18 protein-coding genes are annotated in these 21,455 nt (G+C 50.5%); all 18 read right to left on the bottom strand.

Going from position 1 to position 21,455, the window contains the following annotated elements; all coding sequences use genetic code 11:
- Positions 1–13: 13 nt before the first annotated feature.
- Positions 14–814 (bottom strand): metallophosphoesterase, encoded by an 801-nt coding sequence (locus DWZ44_RS01295; protein ID WP_158565810.1) that lies wholly within the window; start codon positions 812–814, stop codon positions 14–16.
- 53 nt (positions 815–867) lie between these two features.
- Positions 868–1,602, bottom strand: a complete 735-nt coding sequence (locus DWZ44_RS01290; protein WP_022462318.1) for a ribonuclease H1 domain-containing protein — start codon at positions 1,600–1,602, stop codon at positions 868–870.
- Between the two features lie 33 nt (positions 1,603–1,635).
- Positions 1,636–2,913, bottom strand: a complete 1,278-nt coding sequence (locus DWZ44_RS01285; protein ID WP_243002016.1) for a D-alanyl-D-alanine carboxypeptidase family protein — start codon at positions 2,911–2,913, stop codon at positions 1,636–1,638.
- 74 nt (positions 2,914–2,987) lie between these two features.
- A complete protein-coding gene (gene cls, locus DWZ44_RS01280; protein ID WP_117760330.1) occupies positions 2,988–4,568 on the bottom strand; it encodes a cardiolipin synthase in 1,581 nt (526 codons plus the stop codon).
- Between the two features lie 94 nt (positions 4,569–4,662).
- On the bottom strand, positions 4,663–4,839 hold the full coding sequence (gene rpsU / locus DWZ44_RS01275; protein WP_004222305.1) for a 30S ribosomal protein S21: 177 nt from the start codon (positions 4,837–4,839) through the stop codon (positions 4,663–4,665).
- Between the two features lie 205 nt (positions 4,840–5,044).
- Positions 5,045–7,684: an alanine--tRNA ligase gene (alaS, locus tag DWZ44_RS01270; protein WP_117804066.1), complete on the bottom strand. Its 2,640-nt coding sequence runs from the start codon at positions 7,682–7,684 to the stop codon at positions 5,045–5,047.
- Positions 7,685–7,762: 78 nt separating this feature from the next.
- Positions 7,763–8,986: a tyrosine--tRNA ligase gene (gene tyrS, locus DWZ44_RS01265; protein WP_022462314.1), complete on the bottom strand. Its 1,224-nt coding sequence runs from the start codon at positions 8,984–8,986 to the stop codon at positions 7,763–7,765.
- Between the two features lie 453 nt (positions 8,987–9,439).
- On the bottom strand, positions 9,440–10,084 hold the full coding sequence (locus DWZ44_RS01260; protein ID WP_055218068.1) for a precorrin-8X methylmutase: 645 nt from the start codon (positions 10,082–10,084) through the stop codon (positions 9,440–9,442).
- A 2-nt stretch (positions 10,085–10,086) separates the two neighbouring features.
- Positions 10,087–11,598: a cobyric acid synthase gene (locus tag DWZ44_RS01255; protein ID WP_117804065.1), complete on the bottom strand. Its 1,512-nt coding sequence runs from the start codon at positions 11,596–11,598 to the stop codon at positions 10,087–10,089.
- Between the two features lie 11 nt (positions 11,599–11,609).
- Positions 11,610–12,656 (bottom strand): threonine-phosphate decarboxylase CobD, encoded by a 1,047-nt coding sequence (cobD, locus tag DWZ44_RS01250; protein WP_117804064.1) that lies wholly within the window; start codon positions 12,654–12,656, stop codon positions 11,610–11,612.
- Positions 12,657–12,704: 48 nt separating this feature from the next.
- Complete coding sequence (cbiB, locus tag DWZ44_RS01245) at positions 12,705–13,670, bottom strand: adenosylcobinamide-phosphate synthase CbiB (RefSeq protein WP_117760334.1); 966 nt, start codon at positions 13,668–13,670, stop codon at positions 12,705–12,707.
- Complete coding sequence (locus tag DWZ44_RS01240; RefSeq protein ID WP_117804063.1) at positions 13,667–15,076, bottom strand: cobyrinate a,c-diamide synthase; 1,410 nt, start codon at positions 15,074–15,076, stop codon at positions 13,667–13,669. The genes cbiB and DWZ44_RS01240 overlap by 4 nt, the downstream gene beginning before the upstream one ends.
- On the bottom strand, positions 15,073–17,052 hold the full coding sequence (gene cobK, locus DWZ44_RS01235) for a precorrin-6A reductase (RefSeq protein ID WP_117804062.1): 1,980 nt from the start codon (positions 17,050–17,052) through the stop codon (positions 15,073–15,075). Before cobK ends, DWZ44_RS01240 begins: the two co-directional genes overlap by 4 nt.
- A complete protein-coding gene (gene cobJ / locus DWZ44_RS01230; RefSeq protein WP_022462307.1) occupies positions 17,045–17,776 on the bottom strand; it encodes a precorrin-3B C(17)-methyltransferase in 732 nt (243 codons plus the stop codon). Before cobJ ends, cobK begins: the two co-directional genes overlap by 8 nt.
- A complete protein-coding gene (locus DWZ44_RS01225) occupies positions 17,773–18,804 on the bottom strand; it encodes a cobalt-precorrin 5A hydrolase (RefSeq protein WP_117804061.1) in 1,032 nt (343 codons plus the stop codon). Before DWZ44_RS01225 ends, cobJ begins: the two co-directional genes overlap by 4 nt.
- 1 nt (position 18,805) lies before the next feature.
- The gene (gene cobM / locus DWZ44_RS01220; RefSeq protein WP_117804060.1) at positions 18,806–19,564 is read right to left on the bottom strand and encodes a precorrin-4 C(11)-methyltransferase; all 759 of its coding nucleotides are present in this window, start codon (positions 19,562–19,564) and stop codon (positions 18,806–18,808) included.
- A complete protein-coding gene (gene cobI, locus DWZ44_RS01215) occupies positions 19,565–20,257 on the bottom strand; it encodes a precorrin-2 C(20)-methyltransferase (RefSeq protein ID WP_117804059.1) in 693 nt (230 codons plus the stop codon).
- 7 nt (positions 20,258–20,264) lie between these two features.
- Entirely contained in the window at positions 20,265–21,437 is a 1,173-nt protein-coding gene (cbiD, locus tag DWZ44_RS01210) for a cobalt-precorrin-5B (C(1))-methyltransferase CbiD (RefSeq protein ID WP_055226415.1), read from the bottom strand.
- Positions 21,438–21,455 lie beyond the last annotated feature (18 nt).

Here is a 21,455-nt window from a genome sequence, read left to right as displayed (position 1 = left end):
GCTCTGTTCTCCCTTACGGTTTCCCGATATCTGTAATAATCAATTCTCTTCTGTTCCAGATGCGGACCGGAATGGTGTGTTCGCCCGTTCCTGCACTGATGATCTGGCAGGTGCCGCCCGTCAGGAACAGCCCGCGGCAGTTTTTCGAAAAAAGGCGGAAATCCGGCGTCACAAGCCCCCGGTGCGCGCCAAGGCCCACCACGCCGCCGTGATAATGGCCGGAAAGCGTCAGATCGGCTCCATATGATGCATAGGAGCTGCGGTAGGCAGGGTGATGCGCCAGCAGAATGCCGTAGCGCGCCGGATCCGGTTTTCCAAGGTGGTCCGTCAGTTCCGAAACCGGCAGCGGTCCGCGGTAAAAGCGGTTGTAATAGGTGCGGTCCATGGCATAGCCGTAGATCCGGACCGGACAGCCGCTGATGGTAAGATCCGCCGTCTCATTTTCCAGATAGCAGATTCCTGCCTTTTTCAGGCGCTCCCGGAGCTTTTCATACAGATCGCCGTACTGTTCCGGATACAGCTTCAGACGGTATTCGTGGTTTCCGCAGCCATAGATTACCTGGTATTCCTCCGCAAGACGTTCCGCGAAACTCAGACCCGGGTCGAGGTTCTCCCCCGGCTTTGCCACAATCTGGTCCCCGCCGATGATGACAAGATCCGGAGCCGCCTCATCGATGACTGCCTTTAACACCGTGTTGTCCGGGCCGAACTCCATATTGTGAAGATCACTGATAAACGCCAGACGAAAACCGTTTCCTACCGGAAATTTTCCGTTTGACGAAAGTTTGTAATAGGTCGTTGTAAATTTTCTCATACCGTTCATTATACTTGATTTTTCGGTGTATGACAACCCGTTTTCCCTGCTGTTTATAAGCCCAGTGCCTGTTTTGCCAGCTGATCGGCTTTTTCGTTGTAGGTGACGCCGGTGTGGCCCTTTACTTTGCAGAAACGGATCGCAACTTTGGCCGATGCCAGATCGTAAAAATTCCGGTAATCGATGGTTCCCTGTTTTTTCGCCTGCCATTCTCTCGTACACCAGCTTGCGATTCCCTGGTAATCGTGATAGATGGCCAGCTCCGGAATATCATGTGTCAGGCAGTAAGCCATGGCCAGCTCTGCGCCCTTGATCTCGCCTGCTACATTCCGCATGGAGACGAGATCCGGGTCGCTGTATTCTTCTGCAAGATTCAACTCTTTTCCGTCCAGGAAGAGGACCACACCGCAGGAGAACTTTCCGAGCGCATGCTGATAGCTTCCATCCACGTATGCGACGGCGCTCCTGCCGACACCGGCGTATTCCGGGTCTTCGCATGGTTTTTCCGCCAGAATCAGGTGTTCCCAGTCCCAAGAAGAAGGATCGGGTGCTGCCGTGCTCTGTACTGCCTTTCGTTCCGGGGCAGCGAAATACGTTCCTTTTGTTTCCCGCAGCAATGGTTCCGGCATTTTACCGCCGCCCAGAAAGGCCTCTGCCTCCTCCAGACGCTCAAATCCCTTGTAAATTGCGCCAGGATAACCGTGTACCTGCGCTTTGCACGCATCCCATGTCCGGTAGATGCCCGGAACCTTTCCCTGTTTTACCGCATAGTAATTTTTCTTTGCCATGTTTTTCTCCTTTTCGCGCATGATACTCCGGCTTTATGCCGTCCCAAGAAAATATTGTTTCATCGTACATCCGAACAGGTCCCACATGCCGGCTCTTGCCACGTCTGCTCCATATAAAATCGCAACGGAACCAAGTTCCTCACCGTCTGCTTTGTAAACAACTCTTCCGGCACACTCGCCTTTCTGGATAGGGGCCTGCACCTCTTCCGGCAGTTCCATCGTTTTTTCCACTTCACCAATCACCGTCCCGCCCGTCGTAAGATAGCGGAATTCTTCCGCATATTCCAGTTCTGCCGTATCCTGCTTTCCGTAAACAACCGAAAGTTCCGGCAGGGGATCGCGTTCCCGGTCTATGTAGATGCTGCAGGACGAAAACCCATACTGGAACAGTGACGCTGCATCTGCAAACCGCACCTTGTAGTCCGGTGCTCCCATCACGACTGCCAGCATCGTCAGATCATTTTTCTTCGCCACTGCCGAGACGCAGTACTTCGCCTTCGAGGTGCTTCCTGTTTTCAGTCCCACACAGCCCTCATAGCCGCGGATCAGCTTATTTGTATTGGTGAGGGTGAATGGTTTGCTTCCCTTCTGTGTGACATGCGTAATCTCTTCCATCCAGATAGAGGAATAGTTCAGGATCTGCGGAAAGCGCTCGATCAGCTCCCGAGACATTTTCGCCACATCTGCCGCTGTCGTGTAATGGCCGTCGGAATCCGTGAGGCCGCAGCAGTCCTCAAACTTCGTGTCGTTCATGCCGAGTTCTTTTGCTTTCTGGTTCATCCGGCTGACAAACTCGCTTTCTGTCCCCGCAATATGCTCTGCCATCGCTACAGATGCATCGTTTCCCGAAGCAACGACAATACACTTGATCATCGTCTCAACGGTCTGCTTTTCGCCCTCTTCCAGAAAAACCTGGGACCCGCCCATACTTCTGGCGTGCGCACTCGTCGTCACTTCGTCGGTCAGCTGGAGCGTCCCTTTTTCGAGCTCTTCAAAAATCAGCAGCAGCGTCATGATTTTTGTGATGCTCGCCGGGCTTCGCTGTTCCGACGCATTTTTCTCGTACAGAACAGTTCCGGTCTGTGCCTCCATCAAAAGAACAGACGGCGAAGCCAGCCCAAGGTCCGTTGTCATCTCCGGTGCTGTCTCCTCCGTCTCCTCCGTCTCTTCTGTTTTCTGTTCCGTTGTTTCGTTCTGCTGCTTGTCGGAAGATTCTCCATTCTGCTCTGCCGCAGTCACTTTCAAGGGCGCTGCAAGAAGCGCCAGGATCATCAGCAGGCTCCAGACGATATTTCGTGTTCTTCTCTTCATATTCCCCCGAAACATCTGCTCTTTCTTCCCTACAGGCTATGCAGACGACCGCAGAACTATGCTGTCTGTTCCGTTTACAGCAGCGGTGCCAGAAACTTCAGCGCACCGCGGAGTGCACGGACTGCAAAATTTTTCTTTCGGCAGTAGTCCATATTGATCTGCTCACACTGTTCAAACGTGATCAGCGCATCCTCTTTTACCTGGGCAACCGCACTGCTGCCGTACATCCAGACACCGCACTCAAAATGCAGGTACATGCTCCGGTAATCCATGTTGATCGTTCCGACCGTCGCAACTTCATCATCACAGACAAAGCTCTTGGAATGGATAAAGCCTGGCGTATACTGGTAAATCTGAACGCCGGATTCCAGCAGGATCTCGTAATTGGCCTGCGTCAGAATATAGACAATCTTCTTATCCGGGATGCCCGGCGTTACAATCCGCACATCGACTCCGCGCTTTGCCGCCATGCAGAGAGCGGTCAGCGTCTCGTTGTCCGGAATCAGATACGGGGTAAAAATATAAAGATATTTTTTCGCCTGTGAAATAATGTTCAGATAAACATGCTCGCCTACTGTCTCTCCATCCAGCGGGGAATCGCCGTACGGCTGCACAAAACCGTCTTTTTTAAACGCTTCCTCGTGATAGATTTCCGGCCGGTATGATTCGAAATCGCATTCCATACCGGTGATTGTGCTCCACATCTGCAGAAACATCACCGTAAAACTCCATACCGCCTCACCATGCAGACAGATTCCGGAATCCTTCCAGTGGCCGAACCGCTCCTTGCGGTTAATGTATTCGTCCGCAAGATTAATGCCGCCCGTGAAAGCCGTATGACCGTCGATCACGGCAATTTTCCGGTGGTCACGGTTATTTAAAATGACATTCAGCACCGGTCGGAACTGATTGAACGCCGCACACTTGATGCCCATCTGCTGCAGCGATTTATAATACTGATACGGCAGTGTCGTCACGCAGCCGAAATCATCGTAAATCAGCCGCACATCCACACCGGCGGCCGCTTTTTCCTTCAGAATCTCCAGCACCGTATCCCACAGATACCCCTCGCTGATGATGAAATATTCCATAAAAATGTAGTGTTCTGCCTTTTTGAGTTCCTCAATAAAGTGCTCAAACCATACATCTCCCAGCGGGTAATACTCTGTTTCTGTATTTTCATAAACAGGATAATGCGCATAATTGGTCAGATAGGAAGACTGCCCCGCTGCCAGGATATTTTCTTCCTCGAGCTTTTTACGCGTCTCTTCTTCCTCTCCAAGAACGCCTCCCTGCGAAAGCAGAACTGTATCGTAATGTGTACGGAATTTTCTTGCCACACTGGAATGGCCGAGAATGCCGTACAGGCAGATTCCGGTTACCGGAAGCGCCAGGATACAGACTGCCCACATCAGTTTGTAGCCGGGATTCATTTTCGGATTATTGATAATCGAAAGCACTGCAATCAGGGAAAGAATCGTGACCGCATAGTTGATGTAGACAGATTTTTCATTTAGCTGCATCACAATTCCGGCCAGCCAGCAAAATTCCAGAAGAAGTGCAACACCGATAATGACCATACGGCTGGTAAGCAGCTTCAGAATCTTTTTCACGATACGAAACAGCTTGTTTGCTATTTTGTACAAAATTCTCATTTGTCACCGCCTTGCTGTTTTGTCAAAACCTGCGACTTTAAGTTACAAGTATAAAAATCCCCGGCAAAACAGATCGCCGGGGATTTTTTGCACATTAATTATACTTACGTTTTCTGGCAGCTTCAGATTTCTTTTTACGACGAACACTTGGTTTCTCGTAATGCTCTCTTTTACGAATCTCCTGCTGAATGCCAGCTTTTGCACAGCTACGCTTAAATCTGCGTAAAGCGCTGTCCAACGTTTCGTTTTCTTTAACGATTACATTTGACATAGTCTCACACCTAACCTCCCTCCAGTTGTAGATTGTGCATAATACAACTGTATGGGTATTTTTTGCACTGTTCTTATTATACCAGAAAAATCTCGTACGTCAACAAGTTTTTTCATTTTTTTGCAAAATTTTTCCCTGCCGCCTGCCTGGCTCCTTTTTCTGCCCTGCAGGCGGCAGGATTTTGTGCTGTTTTTCCTGCTTATTGTTATGCGATCTGGCCTTCCAGTACCTCGGCAGCTTTTGCAACTGCTTCGTCGATCTTCTCCGGATTCTTTCCGCCGGCCTGTGCCATGTTCGGACGTCCACCGCCGCCGCCGCCGACAACGGCTGCCACTTCTTTGATCAGTTTTCCGGCATGTGCACCTTTCTTCATCGCATCATCGGTTACCATGGCAAGAAGGCTTACTTTGCCGTCCTTTGCAGATGCCAGAACAACAACGCCGCTTCCCAGTTTTTCTTTCAGCTGGTCGCCAAGGTCACGCAGTCCGTTCATATCGACATCCGGTACGGATGCAGCGAGAAGTTTTACACCTTTGACTTCGGTGACTTTATCCATAACATCGCCGAGCGCTTCTTTTGCCAGTTTGCTCTTTAAGGACTCATTCTCTGCCTGGAGTGCTTTTGCCTCTGCCTGCAGATGAGCGATCTTCTCGAGGAGATCCGCCGGTGTTGTCTTTAAGAGAGCTGCTGCCTCATGCATTTTCTCTTCCTGTGCTTTATAGTATGCAGTAACAGACGGTCCGGTCAGAGCTTCGATTCTGCGGACACCTGCTGCGACGCCTGCCTCAGAAACAAGTTTGAACAGTCCGATTTCAGCGGTATTCTTTACATGGGTACCGCCGCAGAGCTCTTTGGAGAAGTCTCCCATGGAAACGACACGTACTTTGTCGCCGTATTTCTCACCGAACAGAGCCATCGCGCCGGATTTCTTTGCTTCCTCAGTATCCATGATGTCGGTTACAACCGGGATCTGCTCCTGAATCTTTTCATTTACCAGATTCTCAACTTTTTCCAGTTCTTCCGGTGTCATAGCCTGGAAGTGGGCAAAGTCGAAACGGAGTCTGGTCGGGGTTACGAGAGAACCTTTCTGCTCTACGTGTGCACCGAGAACAGTCTTTAATGCCTTCTGCAGAAGGTGTGTTGCGCTGTGGTTCTTCTCGATATTTTTTCTTGCCTCTTCGTTGACCTGAAGTGTAACTTCCTCGCCGTTTGAAATCATACCGGATTTCATGACACCGACGTGACCGTATTTTCCGCCGCGGAGTTTGATGGTATCTTCTACTTCGAATACACCATTTGCTCCTTTGATGATACCGCAGTCGCCTTCCTGACCGCCCATGGTAGCGTAGAACGGAGTTTTCTCTACGAAAATGGTTCCCTTCTGGCCTTCCATCAGAGATTCTGCAATCTCAGTCTCTGTCGTCAGAACGGTTACTTTGGAGGTATCCTCCAGATGATCGTATCCGGTAAACTCAGTTGTTACGGACGGGTCGATCTCATCGTAAACGGTTGCATCAGCACCCATGTAGTTTGTTACTTCACGGCTCGATCTTGCACGCTCTCTCTGCTCTTCCATTGCTGCATGGAAACCGTCCTCGTCGATGCCGTAGCCCTTCTCCTCGAGGATCTCTTTGGTCAGATCCAGCGGGAATCCGTAGGTATCGTACAGTTTGAATGCATCCTGTCCGTCCAGAACTTTTTTGCCTTCGCTCTGCATTTTTTCTTCGAACTCGGAGAGGATATGAAGTCCCTGGTCGATGGTTTTGTTGAACTGGGTCTCCTCGTTGTTCAGAACGTTGAAGATGAAATCTTTTTTCTCTTCAAGTTCCGGATATCCGTCTTTGGAGCCTTCGATTACGCTTGCGGAAAGGCGGGCAAGGAACAGTCCGTCAATGCCAAGCAGACGGCCATGACGTGCTGCACGGCGGATCAGACGGCGCAGTACGTAGCCTCTTCCTTCGTTGGTCGGCATGATTCCATCGGAAATCATGAATGTTGCGGAACGGATATGGTCTGTGATAAGGCGGATGGAAACATCGGTCTCATGATCTTTATCATACTCTTTTCCGGAGATTTCGCATACTTTGTTGCGGAGTGCCTGAATGGTGTCGACATCGAAGATGGAATCTACATCCTGTACGACAACGGCCAAACGCTCAAGTCCCATACCGGTATCAATGTTCTTCTGGATCAGGTCGGTGTAGTGGCCCTCGCCGTCGTTGTTGAACTGGCTGAATACGTTGTTCCATACTTCCATGTAACGGTCACACTCGCAGCCAACGGTACATCCCGGTTTGCCGCAGCCGTATTTTTCTCCGCGGTCATAATAAATCTCAGAACACGGACCGCACGGACCTGCGCCATGCTCCCAGAAGTTGTCCTCTTTTCCAAAACGGAAAATACGGTCTGCCGGGATGCCGATCTCTTTGTTCCAGATATCAAATGCTTCATCATCGTCCTGATAGATGGATGGGTACAGACGATTCGGATCGAGCCCTACTACCTGTGTTAAAAACTCCCAGGACCATGCGATTGCTTCGTGTTTGAAATAATCACCGAAGGAAAAGTTTCCGAGCATCTCAAAGAAGGTGCCGTGACGGGCTGTTTTTCCTACATTTTCAATATCGCCGGTACGGATACATTTCTGGCATGTTGTTACTCTTCTTCTCGGCGGAATCTCTGCGCCTGTGAAGTAAGGTTTCAGCGGAGCCATACCGGAGTTGATCAGTAAAAGACTTTTATCGTTGTGTGGAATCAACGAAAAACTCTTCATAGCAAGATGTCCTTTGCTCTCGAAGAACTCAAGAAACATCTTTCGTAATTCGTTTACGCCATATTTTTCCATGACTGTTTGTCCTCCAAATAATTCAGTGTGTCCCGGAATTTCTTCCGGGAATCCATTCTTTTATAATAGCACACTTAATTATTTAACGCAAATTTTTTTGAAATTCTTCTTTCCTTTTTTCAGAACGATACCGTCCTCGCCGAAGGCTGCTTTTTCTACGGCATATTTCGGATCTGTAATTTTCTCACCGTCTACGGATACACCGCCCTGCTCTACGGCACGGCGTCCTTCGTTTCTGGTCTTTGCAAGCTCTGCTTTGACAAGAAGGGTTACGATATCGATTTTATCGTCCGTGAAATCCTCTGCAGAAAGTTCACTGGTCGGCATATGCTCGGAGCTTCCGGTAGAGAATACGGCACGTGCGCCTTCCTGCGCTTTCTTTGCTTCTTCCTCGCCGTGTACCATGGAGGTCAGCTCATAGGCCAGGATCTCTTTTGCCTCGTTCAGCTTGCTTCCTTCCCAGGAATCCATCTCGTCGATCTGCTCCAGCGGCAGGAAGGTCAGCATACGGATACATTTTAAGACGTCGGCATCGTCCACGTTTCTCCAGTACTGGTAGAAATCGAACGGGCTGGTCTTGTTCGGGTCAAGCCATACAGCGTTTCCTGCGGTTTTACCCATCTTCTTGCCCTGAGAGTCGGTCAGAAGGGTGATGGTCATTGCATAGGCATCTTTTCCAAGTTTACGGCGGATCAGTTCGGTTCCTCCCAGCATGTTGGACCACTGGTCATCGCCGCCGAACTGCATATTGCAGCCGTATTTCTGGAACATGTGATAGAAGTCGTAGCTCTGCATAATCATATAGTTGAACTCCAGGAAGGAAAGACCTTTTTCCATACGCTGTTTGTAGCACTCTGCACGGAGCATGTTGTTGACGCTGAAGCATGCACCTACCTCACGGAGCAGTTCTACATAGTTCAGGTTCAGCAGCCAGTCTGCGTTGTTGAGCATCATAGCTTTTCCCTCGCCGAACTCGATGAAACGCTCCATCTGACGTTTGAAGCACTCTGCGTTGTGGTCGATCTCCTCGCGGGTCAGCATTTTTCTCATATCGGTTCTTCCGGACGGGTCACCGATCATGGTGGTGCCGCCGCCGATCAGGGCGATCGGTTTGTTTCCTGCCATCTGCATCCGTTTCATCAGGGTCAGTGCCATGAAGTGACCTGCGGTCAGACTGTCTGCGGTGCAGTCGAATCCGATATAGAACGTTGCTTTTCCATTGTTTACCAGGTCTCTGATTTCATCTTCGTCGGTTACCTGTGCCAGAAGGCCTCTGGCGATCAGTTCGTCATAAATCTGCATTTTGTTTTTCTCCTTTTTTCGGTTGACTTTCGGGTATGTGTTACCGTCTGGGACCAAAGTTTTTTATACAAAAAGACTCCCGTCCTTTCCGATTCAAAGGACGAGAGCCCGTATCTCCCGTGTTACCACCTTACTTCACAGCTGTCTCACGGCAGCTGCCTTTGTCGGTATCCAAAACCTCTGAATACCCTGACGCTGTAACGTTCGTCTCTTACGTCGCAGCCTACTAAAAACGTGCATCATAGTTCTTCTGCCGCCCGTTTTATTCGGTGCGCAACTCCAGGATGTATTCGAATCGTACAGAACCTGCATGCGCCTCTCATCTGCCGGCTGCTTTCTGTCCGCGTTTTTGTACGTCTACTTGTTCCCTTCCAAGCCTTTTTCCATGTTCCATAGTATAAACGGTGATTCGAAATCTGTCAAGACTTCTGCTTTCCGTTTTTTCATCTATTTTTAATATCCGCGGTCCTGATCCATCATATACAGGAGTGCGTTGCAGATGCACGCCGCGATATTGCTGCCGCCTTTTCGTCCGCGTGCCACGATATACGGGATATTGGTCTGCATAATCAGTTCTTTGGACTGTACCACATTGACAAAGCCGACCGGAACTCCGATGATCAGCGCCGGTTTTATTTTTCCTTCCCCGATCAGTTCATAGAGGCGGACCAGTGCCGTCGGCGCATTTCCAACCGCAATAATCAGCTTTTTATCCAGCTCCGCCGCTTTTTCCATGCAGGCTGCCGCGCGGGTGCTTCCGGTTTCTTTTGCTCTTGCCGCAACATCTTCGTCTGACATAAAGCAGAGCGCTTCACCGCCGTGGCGCGCAAGCACCTTTTTGTTGATGCCGGATCTTGCCATCTGCGTATCCGTCACAATGCAGGCTCCCTCCCGGATCGCCTCGATGCCTTTTGCCACCGCATGCTCCGAAAAGCAGAGATTATCCGCATAATCAAAATCCGCACTTGTGTGGATACACCGCTTTACAACCAGTTCCTGATCCTCTGGAAACGTTCTTCCGTTTAATTCTTCCGTGATAATTTCAAAGCTTCTCTTTTCAATCTCGTGCGGGCTTACCTGCTCCAGTTCTATCTTCATCTTTATGCCCCTTCTTCCAGAATTTGATAAATCTTCTTCATGTCGAGATGCTCGCGCAGCGCATCTGCGAGAATATCGTACTGTGTCTCTTTGAATGTCTGGTAATCGACACCGTGAATCTGCTCCATGGCAATTCCCTTATTCTTTGCAAGTGCTTCCACGATCCGCTCGGCAACTTCTTCTTTGTCGAAAATGCCGTGCACATACGTACCGTACACATTTCCTTTCTGTGCACCGTCCAGCTTATCCGAATCAGCACGGTTCTGATCATCGATGAACGTGAATGCTTCTGTTTCTTCTTTCCGCACCGTTTCTCCCATATGGATTTCATAGCCCTCGATCCGGGTTCTCTCGATCCCGGCAAGAACGCCTTCTGTTTTTCCAAAAGCGCCCTCCGCGCGGGTTCTCGTCTTCTCACCGGCAAATACGGTATCCATCGGCAGGAGTCCCATTCCTTTGATCGTTCCGCCGGCTTCGACATGCAGCGGATCGCTCAGCGTATCTCCGAGCATCTGGAAGCCGCCGCAGACACCGAAAATTACTTTTCCGGCCGCAGCCGCCTTCAGTACGGCCGCTTCCAGACCATTCTGACGCATCCAGAGCAGATCCTCCATCGTGTTTTTCGTTCCAGGAAGCAGAATCATATCCGGATTTTTCAGTTCGGAGACAGAGCTTACGTAGCGGAGTGATACGCCTTCGATCCGCTCGAACGGGTTGAAATCGGTGAAGTTTGAAATACGCGGGAGACGGATGACCGCAAGGTCAATGAGACCGATCTCCTCTTTTCTGGTGAATCGCTCGGTCAGACTGTCCTCGTCTTCCACTTCGATGTGGAGATACGGCGCCACGCCGACCACCGGGATGTGTGTTTTTTCTTCCAGCATCACAACGCCCGGGTCCAGGATGGTTTTGTCCCCGCGGAATTTGTTGATAATCAGACCCTTGATGCGGTCGCGCTCATCCGGCTCTAAAAGCTCTACGGTACCGTAAAGCTGAGCAAAAACGCCGCCGCGGTCAATATCTCCGACGAGGAGCACCGGTGCATCCACAAGCTTTGCCATTCCCATATTGACGATATCATCGGCTTTCAGGTTGATCTCCGCCGGACTTCCGGCTCCCTCGATCACAATGATATCATACTGTTCTTCCAGTGCATGGTACGCTTTCATGATGTCCGGGATCAGCTCTTTTTTGTGGGAAAAATATTCCCGCGCACTCATGTTTCCCAGTACCTCACCGTTTACAATCACCTGCGAACCGGTGTCATTCGTCGGCTTTAACAGAATCGGGTTCATCAAAACGGACGGTTCGATCCCGGCCGCTTCCGCCTGCATGACCTGTGCACGTCCCATCTCAAGGCCTTCTCTCGTAATAAACGAATTCAGCGCCATATTCTGTGATTTGAACGGCGCTACACGGTATCCGTCCTGATGGAAAATCCGGCATAAGCCCGCCGCAAGCAGACTCTTTCCCGCATTTGACATCGTTCCCTGTATCATAATTACTTTCGCCATCGTTTTTCCTCCTAAAACCACTGCAGAATCTGTGAAACGGCTTCTGTCAGAATCTGGTTTTCTTCATGTGTGCGTACGGCTGCACGGTAATATCCGTCGGCAAGGCCCGGGTAGTTGGAACAGTCGCGGATCAGAATGCCGCCTTTTTCCAGCCGTGCGGCAAGTCCTTTCGGTCCCTCAAAGAACAGATAATTTGCACAGGAATCCCATACGGTAAGACCTGCTTTTTCCAGTTCTGCTTTCATCCAGGCGCGTTCTTTTCCGATCAGTTCCCGTGCTTCTTTGACGTAAGCATCCTCGTTCAGGGCGGCAAGGCCTGCCATCTGCGCCGGAGTCGAAACATTCCACGACTGCATGCTGCGGCTGATCCGATCCAGCAGATCCTCGTCGCTGCAGAGCAGATAGCCAAGACGCAGGCCCGGCATTGCGTAAATCTTTGTGAACGCACGCAGAATCAGCAGATTCGGATATTCGTCCAGTTTTCCCTGCATCGTCACTTTTTCCGGCTCCGGCAGAAATTCTATGAAACACTCATCCAGCACCAGATAGATGTTACGCTCCCGGCAGTTATCCAGGATCTTTAAAAGAAGCTCCTGCGGAATCGTAAGGCCGGTTGGATTATTTGGATTACATAAAAAAACAAGATCCAGATCGTCGGTCAGATCATCGCAGAAATCGTCCTGTAAAAGAAAGCCTTTTTCCTTTTGCAGCGGATACATACGGATAAAACACCCTGCCGCTGAAAGTGCTGCTTCATACTCTGCAAATCCCGGCGCTGCAATCAGCGCTTTTTTCGGGCGGAGAGCCTGTGTCAGGGCAAAAATAAGCTCCGCGGCGCCGTTTGCAAACAGGATATTTTCTTCTGGAAGCTGCTCCTTTTCCGACAGTGCCCGGGTCAGGTCCCGGCACAGTGCGTCAGGATACTGTTCCACCGATTCCGCGCTCTTTCTCACCGCCTCTTTCACACTTTCCGGAGCTCCAAGAGGATTGACATTCACAGAAAAATCGACTCTGCATTTTTTCGTGTAAATGTCTCCTCCATGTGGATTTTGTCTCATACCATATGCCTTCCTTTCTCTTTTCCGTTGTGTTTCTATCTTCTCTTTTTACAGAAATAAAAAGAGCGCGCGGATTCCCGCAAAGAACACCAGTCCGAGGAACGAGGTCAGATACATCAAATGATTTGCTCTTTTGATATCTTCCGCCTCGACCGGGCGGATGTCATCGCCGATCGTTGGTTTCTTTACGACTTTGCCGAAATACACGGCATCTCCGGCAAGCTGTACTTCCAGCGCCCCTGCCATAACTGCTTCTGTCTGCGCAGAATTTGGGCTGGCGTGGCAGTAACGGTCGCGTTTGTAAATTTTTTCTGCATTTTTCCAGTTCATGCGCTCGCATGCAGACGCAAGAATCATCAGCCATGCGCTGATTCTCGCCGGTATGTAATTGACGACATCGTCCAGCTTTGCCGCACACCGTCCAAAATACAGATATTTGTCATTTTTGTATCCCACCATGGAATCCATGGTATTGATGGACTTATACAGAAAGCCTAATGCCGGTCCGCCGAGGGCAAGAAAGAGGAGCGGTGCAATGACACCGTCCGACGTATTCTCCGCGATCGTTTCCACGGCAGCTTTCGTCACTCCTGTTTCCGAAAGATTTTTCGTATCACGTCCTACGATCATGGAAACCGCATAGCGCGCCCCCGGAAGATCGTTTTCTTTTAATTTCTGATAGACCTTCATGCTCTCATCCTTCAGGCATTTCGTTGCCGGAATCTGCCAGCACCAGAGAACCTCCAGAAGGAAGCCGATGACCGGATGAATTTTAAATGCCGCAAAGAGCAGCAGTGCCGGAACACCGTATCCCGCCAGACAGACGAGGATCACGAGAAAAACTCCTCCGGCAAGCTCTCCCTTTGGCGTTTTCGGAAATACCTTCCGCAGCCATTTTTCCAGCAGGGCAATGAGATTTCCGATCACACGGATCGGATGGTACAAAAAGGAGGGATCTCCAAGCAGCAGGTCCAATCCATAGCCCACAATCAGGGCTGCTAATGCTGTTTTCATCTTGTTTTCTCCTGTTCTTTCCGGTAAGAAACACACTGCTCCAGAAATTCCAGTGCGAGGTGCGGACTTGCCATATAGTAAAGATGCGGGAATCCCGCCATCATCCGTTTTGTCGCATGAATGCATTCCCAGTTCCGCTTCCGCAGCGGTTTTGCCGCATGCCATGCACTTCCGCAATCTGTGCTGTCAAAGTAATGGAACTCATGGCCGCGCACCGGATTTCCGCCGTTCCGAAAGGTATCTTTCGTGTTTGGCGTGAGGGTGATATAGCCGAATCTTCCCAGCTTTTTTGTCCGGTAAACATTTCCCGGAACAGCCTGTACCATAGGATACACATTTCCATCCATATCCTCCATGGATTCTGACAGGTACATATAACCGCCGCATTCTGCAAGAACCGGCATTCCCTGACGGATGTTATCGCGGATCTTCGTTCTCATGGTCTGGTTTTCCGAAAGCTCTTCTGCGTGCAGCTCCGGGTAGCCGCCGCAGAACAGAAATCCGTCTGTATTCTTTGGCGGCTCCGCATCGGAAAGCGGCGAAAAATATTCGATTTTGGCTCCAAGTGACGCGAGAAGCTCCAGATTATCCCGATAAAAGAAACAAAATGCTTCATCCTTTGCAACGGCAAGAATCGGCTTCGCAACACGCACCTTGGCGGCTACTTCGCTTTCTGTCACCTTACGCAGGACTTCCGGCATTTTTCCCGAGAGCTCTTCTGCCCCTTCTGCAATCGCAAGAATTTTTTCAAAATCCAGTGTCTTCTGCAGTGTTTCTGCAAGCAGATTGACCTGCTCCTGCAGATTTTCCACCTCATCCGGCATCACAAGGCCGAGGTGGCGGCTTTCTAAGTGGCATTCCTTCAGTTCCGGCACAAAGCCGACACAGGAAATGCCAAGTTCTTTTTCCGCCATCGGCGCGATCTCCCGGTACAGCATCTCTGACATCCGGTTAAAGATTACACCGGCGATCCGGCTGTCCTCTTTGTACTGCAGGTATCCCTTGATAAAGGCAAGCGCTGAAACGCTCATGCCTTTGGCATCGACAACCAGAAGAACCGGCGTTTTTGTCATACCGGCGAGATCGTAGGCGCTGCCTTTGGTAGAAATTCCGCCAAGACCGTCGTAATACCCCATAACGCCTTCCAATACGGAAATGTCATGACCCGCTGCATGTTTGCAGAACAGATACTGTGTTGTTTCTTCCTCTGTGAAAAACGGATCCAGATTACACGACGGGGCGCCGATTACCTGTTCGTGAAACATCGGATCGATATAATCCGGGCCGCATTTAAACGCTGCGGGCTGCTTTCCCATCTGCTGCAGTGCACGGAGCAGTCCGCAGGTGATCATCGTTTTCCCGCTTCCGCTCCTTCCTGCTGCCAGCATGATTCTTGGTGCTTTCATTCTTTGGCACCTCCCTGGGCTGTAAAGATATAAACCGGATTCTGGGCAATCATCAGATGGCTTCTTCCGGCCTTTTTCGCATTGGAAGCCTGCAGGCAGACGATTTCCGGCTCTTCAAACGCAAGTTTTTTGAAACACGATGCTGCCTCCGCTAATGTTTCCACGGTTACTGTATTTAATACCACGCGGATGTTCGGATTCTTCCGCAGGAGCAGTTCCAGAATCTCTTTTAAGTTTCCGGCAGACCCGCCGATAAATGCATGCGTCGGAACCGGGAGTGCTTCGAGTGCTTCCGGTGCAGTTCCCTCAATAATTTCCAGATGATCCACTGCAAATTTCTTTTTATTTTCCTGCAGAAGTGCAACGGCTGCCGGATTTTTTTCTATCGCATATACCTTTCCCTGTGCTGCACGAAGCGCCATCTCAATCGAAACAGAACCTGTGCCCGATCCAATATCATAGACAACAGAATTCGAAGAAAGCTGCAGATGAGAAAGAGACGCATTGCGCACTTCCCGCTTGGTCATCGGTACTTTGTCACGCAGAAATACTTCATCTGCCATGCCGGCTGTAAACTCTGGTTCCGGATTCGGGTTTTCAAACAGAAGAACCGCAAGCGGAGCAAACTCCATTTTAGCAAGTTCGAATGGGGTTCCTGTCACAATCTGTTCTTCCGGATACGACAGATCCGTTCCCACATGCAGCACAATCTGCTCCCAGCCGTACGAACTTAACGTCTGGCAGATTTCCCTGACACTGCCCTTTCCGCCGGCGATCGCCAGAGTTTTCCGGTTTCGGCGGACCGTCTCCAGAAAGTTGCAGTGCTGTCCGTGCAGGCTCACAAATGCTGCATCCTCCCAGGACACTCCGATTTTGGCACAGAAATAAACCAGCGAAGAAATTCCCGGCTCTACACGGACAGAAAAATCCGCATCTTCCGCAAGGACGGCCTGAAGTTTCTTTGCTCCGCTGTAAAAGCCGACATCACCCGACTGCAGAAGAACAATCTTTTCATATTCCGGGTGCGCCTTCAGATACTCGTAAATCTTTTCCGGGCTGTATTCTGCAAGCATTGGCTTCTGATATTTTTCTACTGCTTTTGTCATGCGTCCCGCACCGATCAGCACATCCGCCTGCTCACACGCGTCTACGAGCGCCAGCGTCATCTGCGCTTCTGCACCAGGTCCGATTCCGGCGATCACGACGTCCCGTTTCACGGACAGATCAAATCTTTCAACGAGATACCGCTTGACCTCGTCCTCCGAGAGTCCTTCTTCCTCTTTCGGACGGCCGATCAGAACGACACGGACACCGGCCTTTTTTGCTGCCTCAATTTTTTCTTCAAAGCCGCCGTTTCTTCCGGATTCCTTCGTTACCATCCATTCGGCATGGAACGACTGCAGCATTGCAACGTTCATGTCCATAGAAAACGGTCCCTGCATGCCTATGGTATGTGCGGCATCAAATCCAAGTTCCGCGCAGGATGCAATTACGCCTGGCAACGGCAGCACCCGGGCATACACACGGTTTTTATAATCCGGAAGCTCTGCAAATTTTGCGAGTTCCTTGCTTCCTGTTGTCACCAGAATCTCTCCCTCTGTACCCGCCAGATACGATACCGCTTCTTCTGTCGTATCGACCATGACGCAGGATGGATCTGCCGCAAGCGACGGCCGCAGCAGCCGAAGATACGTTTTTCCTGCTTTTTCACATGCAGACCGGATATTTTCCGACACAAGATCGGCATACGGATGGGTTGCATCGATAACCATTTCCGGCTGTTCTTCGCCAAAAAGCTGTTCCATCTCTTCTTCTGTCAGTCTTCCGCTTCGAACCGTCAGGGCACCGCCCTCCTCGATCCGGCACTTGCCGTATTCTGTCGCCGTACAGGCAAGGGATGCAATCTCATATTTCTTCAGAAAACTGCAGATTTCCCGGCCTTCCGTCGTTCCGGCAAAGACGATTACTTTATTCATAGCGATATCCCCTCGGCGTTACCATGTGATCCCGGATTTCCTTTGTCTGACTGTTTCCGATAAATACCGTCGTAAACATATCCACTTTTGTATTGCGAAGTTCTGCAAGCGTCATGGTCCGGCTCGTCTCCCCGTCTCTTCCGATCTGGCTTACGATTCCGCAGACGGTTTCCGGCGCTTTGTAACGAAGCATCAGATCACACGCTTTTTCCAGATAATCCGCTCTCTTATGGCTTCCCGGGTTATAAAGACAGATGACAAAATCCGCTTCCGATGCCAGCAGAAGACGTTTTTCAATTTTCTCCCACGGTGTCAGAAGATCGCTCAGGCTGATCAGGGCGAAATCGTGGATCAACGGTGCACCAAGAACGGCAGCGCCTCCCGTTGCGGCGGTCACGCCTGGAATTACCTTAATTTCAATATCAGGCCATTCTTCCGAAAGCTCATACATCAGACCTGCCATACCGTAAACGCCGGCATCTCCGCTGCAGATCATAGCAACCTGTTTTCCCTCTGCCGCAGTTTCAAATGCCAGACGGCAGCGCTCCACCTCTTTCCGCATCGGCGTCGTCAGAAATTCTTTTCCTGCAAAATGTTCTTTTACCAGATCCACATAGACGGTATAGCCGATGATCACATCGCAGTTCCGCAGCGCATCCGCCGCCTCGATCGTCATTTTTTCATATGCTCCGGGGCCGATGCCCACGACAAAAATTGTACTCAAAATACTGCCCTCCAGTCCGCCGCAGCCAGTGCAACTGTTACACCGTCCGCTGCCTTTTTTTTCTTTATCAGTCTGCCGCCGGCGAGAACTGCGCTGCGCTCACAGACATTGTCAATTCCTGTAATCTTCTTCACAAACGGAGACGGCGTAAATTCCCCCTCCGCCGTTTCCAGTTCTTCTGCAGAAAAGGTCCGGTACTGCCAGCCATACTTTTCCACCAGCTGCAGAATTCCCGGCTCCTGCGCTTTCAGATCAATACTTGCCGCCTGTCGAACTGCTTTTGGAGAAATCCCGGCCGCCGCAAGTGCCGCAAGAACCTTTTCTTCAATCCGGCCGGCCGGTGTATTCTTCTTACAGCCGATGCCGACGGCGATCACCTTCGGGATCAGGTGAAGTGTTCTCTCATATGGCGAATCCTCTTCCGATGTGGTAATGCAGATTCCCATCGACGGTTTTGCCGCCTCTTCCGGGATCAGTTCCTCCGGTTTTGTTCCATCCACCGGAAAACGGCTGCAGAATCCAACCGTTTTTCCGTCCACCAGAAGCGCCGCTGCCTCTTTTGCCAGCTCCATCTCACAAATTTCACAATGATTTTTTACAGCAAAGACATCGACCGCAAACTTGTGATTGACATCCGTTGCCGTTGTAATGACCGGAACCGCACCCGTTACAGCTGCAACTTCTTCCGTCAGCTCGTTTGCTCCGCCGATATGGCCGGAAAGTAATGAAATCACAAACTTTCCCTGTTCATCCATACACAGAACCGCCGGATCTGTCTTTTTACTTTTCACGTACGGTGCAATACTGCGCACCGCAATCCCGCACGCCCCGATAAACAAAATCGCATCCATTTTCTGAAACATGCGCTCTGTCCATGCAGGAAGCGACGGTGCAATCGCAGGAATTCCCGCTTCTTTCCCGTACTTTTCCAGTGCATATCCTTCACAGCTGTGTTTTTTCAGTGCCGCACAGAGTTTTCGATTCCAGGCGCATCCGTTTCTTGTAAAACTTGCTATGGCTATTTTCATCTTATTGTTCTGCCTCTCGGAATTCGGTGGTAAACGCCGGATTGTACAGATCACTTCTGCGGTAATTTCCCTGGGAAACGGCATTTCCGATGATCATCAGCGCTGTCTTGGTGATCTGGTTCTTTTTCGCCGTCTCGGCAAGTGTTCCAACGGTGCAGACGAACGTCTTCTCCTCCGGCCAGGTTGCTTTGTAAACAATCGCTGCCGGAGTATCTGCCGTATAGCCGCCTGCAATCAGCTCACGGGAAAGTTCCTCTAAGAGTCCCGTGCTTAAGAATACAACCATCGTTGCCTGATGTGCCGCAAAAGACGCAATGCTCTCCCGCTCCGGAACCGGTGTTCTTCCGGCCATTCTGGTGATGACAACACTCTGGGAGATATCCGGCAGCGTATATTCCATTTCAAGGGCAGCAGCCGCTCCGCAGAAAGAGCTGACACCCGGACAGTCATCGTGAGCGATTCCAAGGGCATCGAGCGCATCAATCTGTTCGCGGATTGCACCGTACAGGCACGGATCTCCCGTGTGGAGTCTTGCCACAGTCTGACCTTTGCTTTCGGCCTCTTTCATAACATCAATCACCTGCTCCAGCGTCATGGTTGCACTGTTATATACCACACAGCCCTCTTTTTTCAGATCCAGCAGTGCCGGATTGACAAGAGAACCTGCATAAATGATAATGTCCGCCTCACCAAGCAGCTTCTGTCCTCTTACCGTAATCAGATCCGGGGCTCCGGGGCCCGCTCCAATAAAATGTACCATCTATTTTTTCCTCTTTTCTTTTACAATAATCAGTGAATAGTAACTTGCCTGGTCCGGGATTTCTTCCGCGCTGAAATACTTCTGTTCCGTATCCATGCCGCAGTTTTCTACCATCACCGCCCGGCAGTTCTTTTCCTTCAGGAACTGTTTCACAGCCGGCATCTTTTTACCCGCTTTCATCAGAACCTTTGTTCCTGAAAGTTCCAGTGCATCTTCAATCTGATAAGACGCCGGAATCACATGCAGTTCTTCGGAATTTTCCACCAGTCCCTCGGAAAGAGATGCTGCTGCCGCGCAGAACGATGTAACACCGCTTACAATTCTCGCATCGTAACCGTCTTCCAGTACCCGTCTGTGTACATAAAGGTAGGTAGAATACACGGTTGGATCTCCGAGTGTCAGAAATACTACGTTTTTTCCTGCATCCAGCAGCTCCTCTATTTTTTCTGCACCGCGCCGGTGATTTTCCTCCAGTTCTTTGGCATTCTTTGTCATCGGCATTGGAATAGCAACGAGCTCTTTTTCTGCCAGTTCCGGCACTGCCTGAACAGCAATCTGGTAGGCAATGCTCTCTTCCGGTTTCTCTCCTGGTACTGCAATCGTATCATTTTCCCAGATCAGACGGACGGCCTTTAACGTCATAAGCTCCGGGTCTCCCGGTCCGATTCCTGTTCCAAATAAAATTCCTGTCATTTTGTTTTTACTCTTTTCTGTTTTCTTTTTCTTCCTGCTCCCGCAGGCGCTCCAGAAGTTCTCCCGCTCCCGGGGTTTCCCCAAGCAGGCCCTCATTGCTTGAAAAAACAATCGCCTCCGTCTGCACTCTGCCCTCAATATGGTAATTCATGTAAAAAGCAATTTTTTCTGTCACTTTTTCCATGGTCTCTTTCAGGCATCCTGCTTCCTTTAAAATCTGCACCGCTTCTTCCGTCGTTCCGGTCTCCAGCAGTTTTTTTGCCAGTGCAAGATCCGCCCCTGCACGCACCGCCTGCGCCGTAAGAAGCTCCGCACGGCAGTCTGCCTCGTGGGAATGGGTATTCATAATTCCGCCGGACACCTTGACAAATTTTCCAAGATGTGCCACAAAAAGGATGGCGTCAAAGCCGAGCTCAGCTGCAAATTCCAGTGTTTTTCCGACGTAATTACTGCACTTAACGGAATGGTCTGCACGGACCCACGGATACGTTTTTAAGAAGTCCTGTCCGTAATTTCCCGGTGTCACCAGAAGGACGCGGTCACCCTGTGCTTTCCGCATTTCCATCTCGACGCGGATCGTGGAAATCAGCGCCTCCTCGCTCATCGGCACTACAATCCCGCTCGTTCCAAGGATTGAAATGCCGCCGGTGATGCCAAGTCTCGGATTGAATGTATGCTTTGCCAGTTCTTCCCCTTCCGGTACGGAGATGATAACCTGCAGTGCGCGGAAATCATCGAGTTTTTTCTGAATCTCCTCCACATTCTCGCGGATCATCTGGCGCGGTACATGGTTGATCGCCGCGTTTCCGACCGGCTGATCCAGCCCCGGCTTTGTCACACGCCCGACGCCGAATCCTCCATCGATTACAATTCCCTCTTCTGTTCCAAACGTCACTTCCGCGTAAATCAATGCTTTATCTGTCACATCCGGATCATCCCCGCCGTCTTTTCGGACGGCACAGCTTACTTTTTCGGCACTTCTCCGGATATCCAGCAATTCCAGATTCAGAACAATGCCCTTTGGCGTATGGATTTTCACTTCCTGTATTTCTTTCCCGGAAAGCAGCATAAACGCCGCTCCCCGCGCTGCCGCTGCAGCGCAGGAACCCGTCGTATATCCCATGCGGAGTTTCTTGCTGCCGCGCATAATATATGCATCTTCCAAGCCTGTCCTGCTCATGTTTTTCTCCTTAACAGA

This window comes from Blautia sp. AF32-4BH (assembly GCF_003460565.1).
Classification (GTDB): Bacteria; Bacillota; Clostridia; order Lachnospirales; family Lachnospiraceae; genus Fusicatenibacter; species Fusicatenibacter saccharivorans.
The sequence above is the reverse complement of the archived record's forward strand: the minus strand, read 5'-3'. Positions and strand labels throughout refer to the sequence as shown.